This window comes from Pseudomonas sp. sp1636 (assembly GCF_030376615.1).
In the GTDB taxonomy this organism is placed as follows: domain Bacteria; phylum Pseudomonadota; class Gammaproteobacteria; order Pseudomonadales; family Pseudomonadaceae; genus Aquipseudomonas.
Map to the genome: position 1 here is coordinate 158732 of NZ_JARRAB010000005.1, position 11860 is coordinate 170591.

The 11860-nt window shown below is 63.5% G+C and carries 14 protein-coding genes; 6 read left to right on the plus strand and 8 right to left on the minus strand.

Going from position 1 to position 11860, the window contains the following annotated elements:
• Position 1: 1 nt before the first annotated feature.
• On the minus strand, positions 2 to 466 hold the full coding sequence (locus P8H27_RS07135; RefSeq protein WP_289636345.1) for a TIGR02444 family protein: 465 nt from the start codon (positions 464 to 466) through the stop codon (positions 2 to 4).
• 50 nt (positions 467 to 516) lie between these two features.
• Between P8H27_RS07135 and abc-f the strand changes: the two genes are divergently transcribed.
• From abc-f to rhtB, 4 genes are all read left to right on the plus strand, one after another.
• Positions 517 to 2427 (plus strand): ribosomal protection-like ABC-F family protein, encoded by a 1911-nt coding sequence (abc-f, locus tag P8H27_RS07140; protein ID WP_289636346.1) that lies wholly within the window; start codon positions 517 to 519, stop codon positions 2425 to 2427.
• The gene (locus P8H27_RS07145) at positions 2424 to 3005 is read left to right on the plus strand and encodes a mechanosensitive ion channel family protein (protein ID WP_289636347.1); all 582 of its coding nucleotides are present in this window, start codon (positions 2424 to 2426) and stop codon (positions 3003 to 3005) included. The genes abc-f and P8H27_RS07145 overlap by 4 nt, the downstream gene beginning before the upstream one ends.
• 5 nt (positions 3006 to 3010) lie before the next feature.
• Positions 3011 to 3775 carry a TerC family protein gene (locus P8H27_RS07150; RefSeq protein WP_289636348.1) on the plus strand — a complete coding sequence of 255 codons (765 nt, stop codon included), beginning with the start codon at positions 3011 to 3013 and terminating at the stop codon, positions 3773 to 3775.
• Between the two features lie 95 nt (positions 3776 to 3870).
• Positions 3871 to 4500, plus strand: coding sequence for a homoserine/homoserine lactone efflux protein (gene rhtB, locus P8H27_RS07155; protein WP_289636350.1), 630 nt, complete (start codon positions 3871 to 3873; stop codon positions 4498 to 4500).
• A 49-nt stretch (positions 4501 to 4549) separates the two neighbouring features.
• Here the strand turns inward: rhtB and P8H27_RS07160 are convergent, their stop codons facing one another.
• The 4 genes from P8H27_RS07160 to P8H27_RS07175 are packed head-to-tail and all read right to left on the minus strand — an operon-like array spanning position 4550 to position 7709.
• Complete coding sequence (locus tag P8H27_RS07160) at positions 4550 to 5293, minus strand: penicillin-binding protein activator LpoB (protein ID WP_289636351.1); 744 nt, start codon at positions 5291 to 5293, stop codon at positions 4550 to 4552.
• A gap of 1 nt (position 5294) precedes the next feature.
• Entirely contained in the window at positions 5295 to 5885 is a 591-nt protein-coding gene (lpoB, locus tag P8H27_RS07165) for a penicillin-binding protein activator LpoB (RefSeq protein ID WP_289636525.1), read from the minus strand.
• Positions 5886 to 5900: 15 nt separating this feature from the next.
• Positions 5901 to 6296, minus strand: a complete 396-nt coding sequence (locus tag P8H27_RS07170; protein WP_289636352.1) for a YcfL family protein — start codon at positions 6294 to 6296, stop codon at positions 5901 to 5903.
• A gap of 12 nt (positions 6297 to 6308) precedes the next feature.
• On the minus strand, positions 6309 to 7709 hold the full coding sequence (locus P8H27_RS07175) for a COG3014 family protein (RefSeq protein WP_289636353.1): 1401 nt from the start codon (positions 7707 to 7709) through the stop codon (positions 6309 to 6311).
• A gap of 357 nt (positions 7710 to 8066) precedes the next feature.
• Here P8H27_RS07175 and P8H27_RS07180 point away from each other — a divergent pair, with 357 nt between their 5' ends.
• The gene (locus P8H27_RS07180; RefSeq protein WP_289636354.1) at positions 8067 to 8519 is read left to right on the plus strand and encodes a YaiI/YqxD family protein; all 453 of its coding nucleotides are present in this window, start codon (positions 8067 to 8069) and stop codon (positions 8517 to 8519) included.
• A gap of 13 nt (positions 8520 to 8532) precedes the next feature.
• Here P8H27_RS07180 and P8H27_RS07185 read toward each other — a convergent pair whose 3' ends face one another.
• The 3 genes from P8H27_RS07185 to P8H27_RS07195 form a co-directional block, all read right to left on the minus strand.
• Positions 8533 to 9003, minus strand: a complete 471-nt coding sequence (locus P8H27_RS07185; protein WP_289636356.1) for a thioesterase family protein — start codon at positions 9001 to 9003, stop codon at positions 8533 to 8535.
• 96 nt (positions 9004 to 9099) lie between these two features.
• A complete protein-coding gene (elbB, locus tag P8H27_RS07190) occupies positions 9100 to 9759 on the minus strand; it encodes an isoprenoid biosynthesis glyoxalase ElbB (RefSeq protein WP_289636358.1) in 660 nt (219 codons plus the stop codon).
• 318 nt (positions 9760 to 10077) lie between these two features.
• Positions 10078 to 10632 (minus strand): DedA family protein, encoded by a 555-nt coding sequence (locus P8H27_RS07195; protein ID WP_289636359.1) that lies wholly within the window; start codon positions 10630 to 10632, stop codon positions 10078 to 10080.
• A gap of 213 nt (positions 10633 to 10845) precedes the next feature.
• On the opposite strand from P8H27_RS07195, the gene hemB reads away from it, so the two are divergent.
• Positions 10846 to 11859: a porphobilinogen synthase gene (gene hemB, locus P8H27_RS07200; protein WP_289636360.1), complete on the plus strand. Its 1014-nt coding sequence runs from the start codon at positions 10846 to 10848 to the stop codon at positions 11857 to 11859.
• Position 11860: the final 1 nt, after the last annotated feature.

An 11860-nucleotide genomic window follows, 5' to 3' on the forward strand; every position in this document is an offset into this window, starting at 1 on the left:
CCTAAGGTTGCAGGGCTGCGGCGCGCAGCAGATGCAGTGCGTCGCGGTTGGCCCCCGTGTTGACGGGGGCCAGCGCGTGCAGCCAGTCGTGGATGTGCTCGGCGCCGTCGCTCGGCCAGGCATGGCTGGCTGACGCCAGGCGCTGCAATAGTTCGCGTTCGGCCGCCAGTTCAAGTTGCTTGATCTGCTCGCGCAGCGCCGTCAGGGCGCGGTCGCGGTGGGCGGCGGCGCGCCATTGCTGGCGGATCTGCCTGAGCACGCTGACCACCTCGCGCTGCCAGGGCTGGGCGATGGCGCGCAGGCCGTCGGCGCGTTCGGCGCTGCAGGCCACGCCGCGGCGGCCGAGCCAGGCGCCGCAGAGCAGCAGGCAAATATCGCCACCCCGACTCTGCAGGTGCAGGCAGGCGCTCTCGACGCCGGGGCGGCGATAGAGGTCTTCGGCGAATCGCCACAGGTCAGGATGCATGGTGCTTTCCGGGTGTGCGGCGGGCGACTCTGGTAGACTCCGCCGCCATTATGATCCGACTCCAGAACCTCACTTTACAGCGTGGTCCCCAGCGTCTGCTAGAAGACGCCGAGCTGACCCTGCATCCCGGCCAGAAAGCCGGTCTGATCGGCGCCAACGGCGCCGGCAAATCCAGCCTGTTCGCCTTGTTGCGCGGCGAACTCAGCGCGGACGCGGGCGACTGCCTGATCCCCGCCGACTGGCGCATTGCCCATATGCGCCAGGAGATCGACGCGGTCGAGCGCCAGGCGGTGGACTATGTGCTCGATGGCGACGTGCAGCTGCGCCGGGTGCAGGCCGAGTTGGTGGTGGCCGAGGCGGCGCACGATGGCGTCGCGATTGCGCGCCTGCACACCGAGCTGGATAACCTCGACGGTTACAGTGCCGATGCGCGGGCGCGCAAATTGCTCGCCGGCCTGGGTTTCGAGAGTGCGCAGATGGATCGCCGGGTCGGCGATTTCTCCGGCGGCTGGCGCATGCGCCTGAACCTGGCCCAGGCGCTGATGTGCCCATCCGACCTGCTGCTGCTCGACGAGCCGACCAACCACCTGGATCTGGATGCGATCCTCTGGCTGGAGGGCTGGCTGCAGAGTTATCCCGGCACGCTGCTGCTGATTTCCCACGACCGCGACTTCCTCGATGCGGTGGTCGATCACATCGCCCATGTCGAGCAGCGCAAGTTGACCCTCTATCGCGGCGGCTATTCGGCCTTCGAGCGCGCCCGCGCCGAGCGCCTGGCCCAGCAGCAGCAGGCGTTCGAGAAGCAGCAGGCGCAGCGCGCGCACATGGAAAAGTACATTGCCCGCTTCAAGGCCCAAGCGACCAAGGCGCGCCAGGCGCAAAGCCGGATCAAGGCGCTGGAGCGCATGGAGGAGCTGTCCGCCGCGCATGTCGACTCGCCGTTCGACTTCAGCTTTCGCGAGGCCAGCAAGATTTCCAGCCCGCTGCTGGACTTGAGCGAAGGCCGCCTCGGTTATGGCGACAAGGCGGTGCTCGAACAGGTCAAGCTGCAGCTGGCGCCCGGCGCGCGCCTGGGCTTGCTCGGACCCAACGGGGCCGGTAAATCGACCCTGATCAAGAATCTGGCAGGCGAGTTGCAACCCATCGGCGGCCGCCTGCAGCGTGGCGAGAACCTGGCGGTGGGCTATTTCGCCCAGCATCAGCTCGACGCCCTCGACGACAAGGCCAGCCCGCTCTTGCACTTCCAGCGCCTGGCCCCGACCGAACGCGAGCAGACTCTGCGCGACTTTCTCGGCGGTTTCGACTTCCGCGGCCCGCGCTGCGACGAGCCGGTGCTGAACTTTTCCGGTGGCGAAAAGGCGCGCCTGGCCCTGGCCTTGATCGCCTGGGGCAAGCCCAATCTGTTGCTGCTCGATGAACCGACCAACCACCTCGACCTGGAGATGCGCCTGGCGCTGACCATGGCCCTGCAGGAATTCTCCGGCGCGGTGGTGGTGGTCTCGCATGATCGGCATCTGCTGAAAAGTACCACCGATGAGTTCCTCCTGGTCGCCGATGGCCGGGTGCAGCCGTTCGATGGCGACCTCGAAGACTATGCGCGCTGGTTGGCGGACTTCCGGAGCAGGCAGGCGCCCGTCAGCAGCGCCGAAAGCAACCTGGACAAGACCGACAAACGCGCCCAGCGCCAGGCCGCCGCGGCGCTGCGCCAGCAGCTGGCGCCGCTCAAGCGGGCCGCCGACCAACTGGAAAAGGAGCTCGGCCAACTGCATGAGCGCCTGGCGGCGGTGGAGGCCCGGCTGGGCGACACGGCGATCTACGAGGCGACCAGCAAGAATCAACTGCGCGACGCGCTGGCCGAGCAAGCCAAGCTGAAGAGCCATGAGGCCGACCTGGAAGAACGCTGGTTGCACGCGCTGGAAACCCTCGAGGCCTTGCAGGCCGAGCTGGAGGCGGCCAGTTGAGTAGCGCCAGCTGGGAATGGTTGAGCGTCTACCGCGAGCCGCTGCTGGGTGGCGCTCAGGTGTTGCTGATTCTGCTGTTGGCCTGGCTGCTGCAATTTTTGCTGGCGCGCGGCCTGGGTCGTCTGGCTGCGCGTTACCCGCAGCTGCCCGCAGGGCTCTTGCTGCCGCTGCGGGGCGGTCTGCGCTGGCTGATCATCGGCAGTGCCTTGATGTTGGTGCTGGAGCGTTTGGGCGTTTCCGCGCAGGTGCTGTGGGCGGCACTCAGCGGATTTGTCGCGGTGGCGGCGGTGGCGTTCTTCGCCATCTGGAGCGTGCTCTCCAATATGTTCTGCGCGCTGTTGATCTTCGTTCTGACGCCGTTCCGCATTGGCGACTGCGTCGAGGTGATCGAGAGTGCCGATAAGCCCGGGGTCAGAGGCCGGGTTGTGGACATCAACCTGTTCTACACCACCCTGGAAGACCTCAGTGGCGATGCGCCTGGCACCTGGGTGCAGGTGCCCAACAGTCTGTTCTTCCAGAAAGCCGTGCGCCGTTGGCGTAATGGCGAACTTCCCGCTCCCCGCAAGCTCGAGATCTAACCCCTATGGAATGGCTGGCCAACCCTGAACTCTGGGTCGCTTTTCTGACCCTGACCGCCCTGGAAATCGTCCTCGGCATCGACAACATCATCTTTATCTCGATCCTGGTCAGCCGTCTGCCCAAGGCCCAGCAACCCAAGGCGCGCTTTTTCGGCCTGGCCCTGGCCATGGGCACGCGAATCATGCTGTTGCTGTCGATCAGCTGGGTGATGCGCCTGACCGCCGATCTGTTCCAGGTCTTCGGCGAAGGCTTCTCCGGGCGTGACCTGATTCTGTTCTTCGGCGGCCTGTTCCTGCTGTTCAAGAGCACGGCGGAGATCTACCACAGCCTGGAAGGCGAAGAGGATGGCCAGCCGGCCGGCGGCAAGGCCTACGGCTTTATCGGGATCATCGTGCAGATCGCCATTATCGACATCATCTTCTCCCTGGACTCGGTGATCACCGCGGTCGGCCTGGTCGACAACGTGCCGGTGATGATTGCCGCCATCGTCATCTCGGTGATAGTGATGATGCTTTCGGCCGGCACCATCAGCGCCTTTATCGACAAACACCCGAGTCTGAAGATGCTCGCCCTGTCGTTCCTGATCGTGGTCGGAACCGTCCTGATCGCCGAAGCCTTCGGCGTGCACGTGCCCAAGGGCTATGTGTACTTCGCCATGGCCTTCTCGCTGGCGGTGGAGGCGATCAATATTCGCATGCGTTCGGCTCGTGCTCGTGCCCGTAAGGAAGAGCTGCAGCCGGTGCAGCTGCGCAAAGGTTCGCCTGACTGATTCGCCGGCTGGGCGCGGCCAGCGACAAGAGGTAGGCTAGAGCACCTGCCTCTGCTCGCTGGCAGCCCTTCATCATTCTGTTTGAGGTATCCGTCATGGCGCTCGAAACCTGGCTTGCGTTCTTTGTCGCCTGCTGGCTGATCAGCCTGTCGCCGGGGGCCGGGGCCATTGCCTCGATGTCCGCCGGGGTGCAATACGGTTTCTGGCGCGGTTACTGGAACGCGCTGGGCCTGCAGTTGGGCCTGGCGCTGCAGATCGCCATCGTCGCCGCCGGCGTCGGGGCGATTCTGGCCGCGTCGGAAGTGGCGTTCAGCCTGATCAAGTGGTTCGGCGTGGTCTATCTGGTGTACCTCGGCTATCGCCAATGGCGGGCCTTGCCCAGCGATATGACGGCACAAGCCGAGCGGCCACTGGGGCGGCCGCTGACGTTGGTGTTGCGCGGCTTTCTGGTGAATTTCAGCAACCCCAAGGCCATCGTCTTCATGCTGGCGGTGCTGCCGCAGTTCCTCGATCCGCAGGCGCCATTGCTGGCGCAGTACCTGCTGATGGGGGTGACCATGATCTGCGTCGATCTGGTGGTCATGGCCGGTTACACCGGGCTGGCGGTGCGGGTGCTGCGCGCCCTGCGTTCGCCGCGTCAGCAGCGCATCATGAACCGCAGCTTCGGCATGCTGTTTGTCGCGGCGGCGGCGCTGCTGGCGACGGTGCGCCGCGCGCCGGCCTGATTGGGCGTTCTGCGCAATGAAAGAAGGCGGCCTTTCGGCCGCCTTCTGCTTATTGCAGGATCTGAGCGGGTTCGTCCGGCGGTAGTTGGTTGCGTGCCGGGTAGCTACCGCTACCGTTGCTGGCGGTTCCCAGCAGCTGTTCCTGCAGTTGCCGGGCCACATCCTCGCCGATAGCTTTGGAGACATCACGAATCACCCGGCCGCGATTGGGCGTGATGCGTCCGTCTTGGCCGTTGACCAGCTTGACATCCTGTCCTTCGCCGATGGCGGTGAAGGCCGAGGTGATCTCATGGGTTCTGGTGTCAATCAGGCTGAAGTCCGCCACCAGCGTCAGGCCAAGTACCTTGGAGTAGCTGTCGGTATTGGCGATGTCGTTGATGTCCTGGCGGAAGTCGATGTCCGACAGGGTGCCGAACAGCACGTAGTCGGCGCCCTGGAAGTGGCCTTGGCGAATCCGTGCAATCACGTCGTAGAGGCCTTCGTTCTCCTTGGCGGTATAGGGCTTGCCCTGGATCAGCTGGAACATCCGCGACTTGAGGATTTCGCCCTTGATGTCGCCGGTGAACTTGCGCAGTTCTCCGCGCTCGATGTAGCTGTAGGTTCCTTCCACTTCGGTATAGCTGGACGAGGCGCTGCCGGCGAAACCGTTGACCTGGGCCTGGCTCTGGGCGCTGGTCAGGTGAATGTATTCACGCACACGCTCTTCGTAGGCCAGGTCGCTCACCGCGACTTTTGGCGCTGCCTGGGCGATGCAGGCCAGACCCAGGGCGAACAATCCAATCAAGACTCGCATATCAACGCTCCGTGGTCTTGCGGATTTCTTTTTCGTCCATCCATTCGGCCAGACCGCTCTCCACGTCGACCAATTGCAGGCTGAACTTGTAGAACACGTCCTTGTAGCTGCTGCTGCGTTTGACGATGGAGCTGATCGAGCCTTCCAGGCGGTATTGCGCCGCGATCATGTTGCCGGTCTTGCTCACCGTGGAGTTCTTGTACAGGCCGCTCTGGTTCTGCAGCTTGAGCTGGTCGACCTGGCTCTGCATGTCAACGTTGTCGCTGGCGAAGCGGGCGGTACCGCTTTTCATCAGCTGGGTCTTGATCGAGGTGGTGATCTCGCGGGTGTCGATGTACTCGCTGGTCTTGTTCTTCACGTCGTACACCTGTACCACCGGACGGCCCTGAAGAATGCCCGATTGAGCCAGCGAACGGGTCATCGACTCGGCGATCATCTGCAGGTCGGTGGAGCCGAACTCGTTGGTCACCAACTCGACGGCCTTGCTGTCGCCGTAGCTGATATTGCCGCCGCCGAGTACCGGCGAGGAGGTGGACGCGCAGCCCGCGATCAGCAGGCACAAGGTGGCGATGAGGGAAAGGCGGGTAAACAGCATCGTGAGGCTCTCTTAACGGAACAGGTTGACGGAGTTTTCCGGAGTCTGCACTTCCAGGCGGAAGTCGCTGGCATGCGGTACCGGCGCGATGGCGGGCAGGTAACTGGTCTGGGTGCCGTAAAGGGTCAGGCTCTTCCAGCTTTCCTCGTCGGCGACCGGGAAACCATCGCTACCCAGCCAGGCAAAGCGGTAATACATCGATTTGTTCTTGTGGCTGGTATTGCGCAGCGCGACCTTGACGGTGAGGAAGCCGTTCTCGCGGGCGACGCGCATGGCATCGACTTCGATGTGTTCCATGCTTCCCAGCGATACCACCTTGCTGGCGGCGCTGCCCGGTGCCGCAGGCGGAGGGGTGGCACAACCGGCGAGCAAGGCCAGGCCGAGTAGGGCGAGAATAGTGCGAGGCATGCTGCTTCTCCTTTAAATGTCGTTGGCCAGGGCCAGGGGCTGCCCTGCGGCGGGGGTGATGGTGTGGGCAGCATTGCCGCTGGTGAAGACTTGACTGCCGGTGACCCGCAATGGAATCACCTGATAGTCCCGCTCGACCTTGATGGTTACCAGCGTGCTGCCGGCCGCGGTCGGCAGGCGCAGCCGGTGTTCGCCCTTGGCCAGGCGCAGGCGAGCGATCTGCGTGTTGTCCGGTAAGGTGCGCCAGGTGCGTTCGTCGGCGCCCTCGGTAATGGCCGAGGCAATACCGACGGCCAAGCCGGCCAGCGGGTTGATATCGTTCAGCTGCTTTTGCGCCACGCTGCGGGTGGCCGCGCGAACGCTGGTGCGCAGGATGATGCCGGGCATGTCGTCGCGCAGGGCACGACGGGACATGGCCTCGATGCTGTTCAGCTGAGTCAGGCTCAGCGTCTGCTCGTCCAGGCTCAGACCGGCGATGCGTGGTGTCGAGGTGTCCGCTTTGATCACCGGGAAAGACAGCGGGGTGATGATCAGGCCGTTGCTGGTCGGAATCGGCAACGGAATGCGGATCGAGGCGCGAGAGGGGGCGAGGCCGCTCTGTACCACCACTAGTACTTCGCTCTGGCCTATGTCCAGCGGTGCCTTGCTGTCCAGGTCGAGCAGCGCTTGCTCAAGCAGCGGGGTGTTGGGGAGCAGCTCGGCAGCCTTGCGGTACCCGGGCGCCGCAAGGCCTTTCTCGCCGAGCGCTTCATAAACGAAACCCGAAAGGTAATGGCTGAACGCGCTCTGATAGCTGTTTTTCAGATTGACCACTTCGGGGGCGTTGAGCGCCTCGACCGGATAGCCCTGAAGATCCTTGAATTGGGCGGTGATGCCCTGTTTCTCGGCTTCTTCCTCGCGTTTGAGGTATTCCTTGTCGCGTAACTCGGCGATCAGCGCTTCGCGCTCATGGGTCTTTTTGATTTCCGTTCTGGCGGCTTCGAAATCGCCCAGGGCCAACTGGTTGAGCGCCATCTGGGTGGTCAGCATGACCTTCTCGTAGTCGTAGCCTTCATAGCGGCGTACACGGTCGTTGACCAGGAAGCTGCCAAACTCGCCCAGGTATTTGGCCGGATCGCCGCGCACGGCGTCTTCCCAGACGAGCACGGCCTGGTCGGCACTGCGCCAGGCGTCCTGGCTAGCCTGGAGGTCGCCTTTGGCGCGCAGCAGCTCGCCCTTCTCGAGGAAATAGAGGAGGTCTTTGTTTTCGCCGGTGTTGTTCTTTTCGAGCAGTGCCAGGGCCGCATCGACGTTACCGCCCTGCAATTGCAGGCCGGTCTGGGTCAGTTCGTTGTCGTAACTGCGAAAGGCGGCGCAGCCGCTCAACTGCAGGGAGGCGCACACCAGAAGCGCGAGCAAGCCACGAGATGTCATGGGGACTCATCCATCGTTTGAGGAAAACCTCCGGCTCTAGCGCCGGGTCGAGGAAATCCGCTTGGCATGCATGGCTGCTGGCTATCCCTGCCAAGCCCTCATGGACACGAGGGCCAAAATACTTTTTGGGTATATATGGTGGAGGCGCGATTATATTCATAAATAGCCATCATATGATGGCTATTTATGATTGTTTTGATATTGCGGTCACGCAGCAGTGGTGACGGGTGCTAGAGAAGACAGTTTGCGGGGCGTCCTTAGCCTCGGTTGACAGAGAAACAATCCATTTAATCCCTGGCGTTCTTGCTACACACGCCAGCGTCCGACAGTCTCCCGCAGACGGAGGAAACAACGATTATGCGTGTCTGGATCGATGCCGATGCCTGCCCGCGTGCCGCGCGCGATCAGTTGGTCAAGTTCGCCCTCAAGCGCCGCTTCGAGGTGGTGCTGGTGGCCGGTCAGGCGCAAACCAAGCCGGCCTACGCTTGCGTGCGCCTGATCGTGGTGCCGAGTGGCCCGGATGCGGCGGATGATTACCTGGTGGAGCATGCCGTGCCTGGCGAGTTGGTCATCTGTAGCGACGTGCCGCTGGCCGATCGGCTGGTGAAGAAGGGCGTTGCCGCTCTCGATCCGCGCGGCAAGGAATTCGATGAGGGCAACATGGGCGAGCGCCTGGCGGTGCGCAATTTGTTTACCGATCTGCGCGAGCAGGGCCAGGTCGGTGGTGGCCAGGGGCCTTACGGCGAACGCGAGCGGCAGGCGTTTGCCAACGCGCTGGATCGTATTCTGACCCGCCTGATGCGAGGCTGATACCAGGCGCCGGCTAACCGCACAGGTAGGTGCCGGTACCTACCGCGACCAGGGTGCCGTCATCGCTGTGCAGTTCGCTGCGCACCACCGCGACCTTGTTGCCGGAGCGCAGCAGCACGGCGTTGACGGTGAAGTGCTGGCCGCGACCGGGGCGCAGGTAGTCGATGCGCAGGTCGATGGTGCCCAGCTTGGACAGTCGCGTCAGGCGCTCCTGGCTGGACAGGTGCCGGTGCTTGTCGAAAGCGCCGATCAGCGCCATGGCACCCCCGGCGACATCCAGCAACGAGGCGATTACCCCGCCATGCAGGATGCCGTGGACGAAGTTGCCAATTAGCTGATCCTGCATCGGCAGCTGCATGGTCACTCGCTGCGGACTCAGATCGCCGAGCTGGATGCCCAGCATCTGGTTGAACGGGATGCGTTGGAAAAAGCCGCTCACGGCCTGATGCAGCTCTTGGCTGAGTTCGAGAGGTGGAGTGGTCATGGTGCCTGCCTTTGCGAGATGTGACCCACGCTGCAGCAGCTGGCCGTGCTTGGCCAGAGGCGCGGCGGGTGTGCCGCGCGCATTGGCCGGTTCGGCCTAGATCTGGGTCAGTTCGAGCACCCGGTCGACCAGCTTGTTGATGCCCGAGGCCGCTTCGCTGATCGACTGGGCGAGCATGTAGGCTGGCGTGCTGACCAGCTTGTGCGGGTGATCTTCGATAATTTCGCTGACCTCGCACTCGTGGTGAATGGTGCCCATCTGGGCCAGTGCGGCGGCGGTTTCATGGTCGTTGCCGATGGTGCACACCACCCCGCGGCCGAAGATTTTGGCCGCCAGAACCGGGGCGATGCAGATCAGGCCGACCGGTTTGCCGGCCTTGACGAAGGCCTGGGTGGCGTTGAGGACGTCGGCCTGCACCGTGCAGTTGGCGCCGCTGATGGCGAAGTCGGAGAGATTCTTGGCCACGCCAAAGCCCCCAGGCAGGATCAGGGCGTCGAAATCGTCTACGTGCAGTTCGCGGACGTCCTTGATCTTGCCGCGGGCGATGCGGGCGGCCTCCACCAGGACGTTGCGCGTCTCGTCCATTTCATCGCCGCTGTAATGATCGACCACGTGCAGTTGCGGCACGTCGGGCGCAAAGCAGTGCACCTTGGCGCCGCGCTGGTCGAGGCGCAGCAGGGTAATAACGCTTTCATGGATCTCGGCGCCGTCGTAAACGCCGCAGCCGGAAAGAATCACCGCTACTTTTTTGTTCATTAAGAACTCCTGGTCACTGGGCCGAGCCAGGGCGGCTGGGCAAATTTTTACGAGTCGGCGGCCGATCCTCGACGAGTTGAATCTGCTGCCTAGAGGCCGTTGACGCGGTTCTGCTGCGCAAAGCCACTGTTTAGCCTGCTGCTCTTCGTCATTCAATGGCGCGCTATTCGCTGCGAGCGCCGCCGGGGCAGGGCGAGGGGCTTCCCGGTAATCCTAGCCCTTGGGCTTAGGCCGCGATATGGCTCGGCATGAATTACCTTCTGCCCGCCATGGTTTTGCCGGCTGGATCGCGCGCGGATCGGGTTCTGGCGGGGCGGCTCAATGCGCCGAGCGACGCAGGCGCTGGCGCAGCCAGAAACCCAGGCCGATCAGCAGCAGCGCGCCGAAGACGTACAGCTGGTAACGACGGAAGTCGCCGAGAATGGTTTCCAGTGCCGCGCCCAACTGATAGGCCGCCAGGCCCAGGCCGGTGGCCCAGCAGGCTACGCCGATGGCGTCCAACAGCAGGTAGCGTCGCCATGAATAGCCGGACAGGCCGATGGCCAGCGGCATCACCGTGCGCATGCCGTAGATGAAGCGAAAGCCCAATACCCACAAATCCGGATGCCGGCGCAGAAGCAGCAATGCCTTGTCGCCCAGACCCTGCCAGTGCGGGCGGCGGGCGAGGATGCGGCGGCCATGGCGACGGCCGAGGAAATACCACAGCAGATCGCTGGCGTAGGTGCCGCAGAAGGCGAACAACACCACCAGTTCGATGCTCAGGTAGCCGCGCAGAGCCAGGTAAGCCGCCAGCAGCAGCGACATTTCGCCTTCGAGAAAGGTGCCGAGCAGCACCGCGGGATAGCCAAATTGCTGCAGAAGAGTTTCGAACATGGGGGCGGCCAAGTGATCAGGCGCTCAGCCTACTCCCCTGCGCCGCTCGGGAAAACCGCGCGTCGCTCGACGACGCTGGGCATGCTGGGCACAATGACGCGGCAGGCCGGCGCGACGCATTGGCGCAGTTTCGCCTGCGACCGTCATCATTTGGTCATAATGATGGCTTATAACTGTCACGCTCGCCCGTTCGTGCGGGCTCTGGAGTCTGCCGTGAGCTTTACCCCTGCCAATCGCCTGTTTCCCGCCACCCGCCTGCGGCGCAATCGGCGCGATGACTTTTCCCGGCGCCTGGTGCGCGAAAATCGCTTGAGTGTCGACGACCTGATTCTGCCGGTGTTCGTCCTCGACGGCGACAACCGCCGCGAGGCGATCGCCTCGATGCCGGGGGTCGAGCGTCTGTCCATCGACCTGCTGCTCAAGGAAGCCGAGCACTGGGTGGCCCTGGGTATTCCGGCATTGGCACTGTTTCCGGTGACGCCGCTGGAAAAGAAATCCCTGCTCGCCGAGGAAGCCTGGAACCCGCAAGGCATCGCCCAGCGCGCGATTCGCGCCTTGCGCGAGAAATTCCCGGAGCTGGGCATCATCAGCGACGTGGCCCTGGATCCTTTCACTACCCACGGTCAGGACGGCATTCTCGACGAAGACGGCTACGTGCAAAACGACGTCACCGTCGACGCCCTGGTCAAACAGGCGCTGTCCCATACCGAGGCCGGCGCCCAGGTGGTGGCGCCCTCGGACATGATGGACGGTCGGGTGCAGGCCATCCGCGAGACCCTGGAGCTGGCCGATTTCCCCAATGTGCGCATCATGGCCTACTCGGCCAAGTACGCCAGCGCCTACTACGGCCCGTTCCGCGATGCCGTGGGCTCGGCGGCCAACCTCGGCAAGGCCAACAAGGCCAGCTACCAGATGGATCCGGCCAACGGCGACGAGGCGCTGCATGAAGTGGCCGCCGATCTGGCCGAAGGCGCCGACATGGTGATGGTCAAGCCGGGCATGCCCTACCTGGACATCCTCTGGCGGGTCAAAGAGGAATTCCGCGTGCCAACCTTTGTCTATCAAGTCAGTGGCGAGTACGCCATGCACATGGCCGCGATCCAGAATGGCTGGTTGAGCGAGGCGGTGATTCTCGAGTCGCTGACCGCTTTCAAGCGTGCCGGTGCCGATGGCATCCTTACCTATTTCGCCGTGCGTGCGGCAGAACTGTTACAGCAGGGGCACTAGT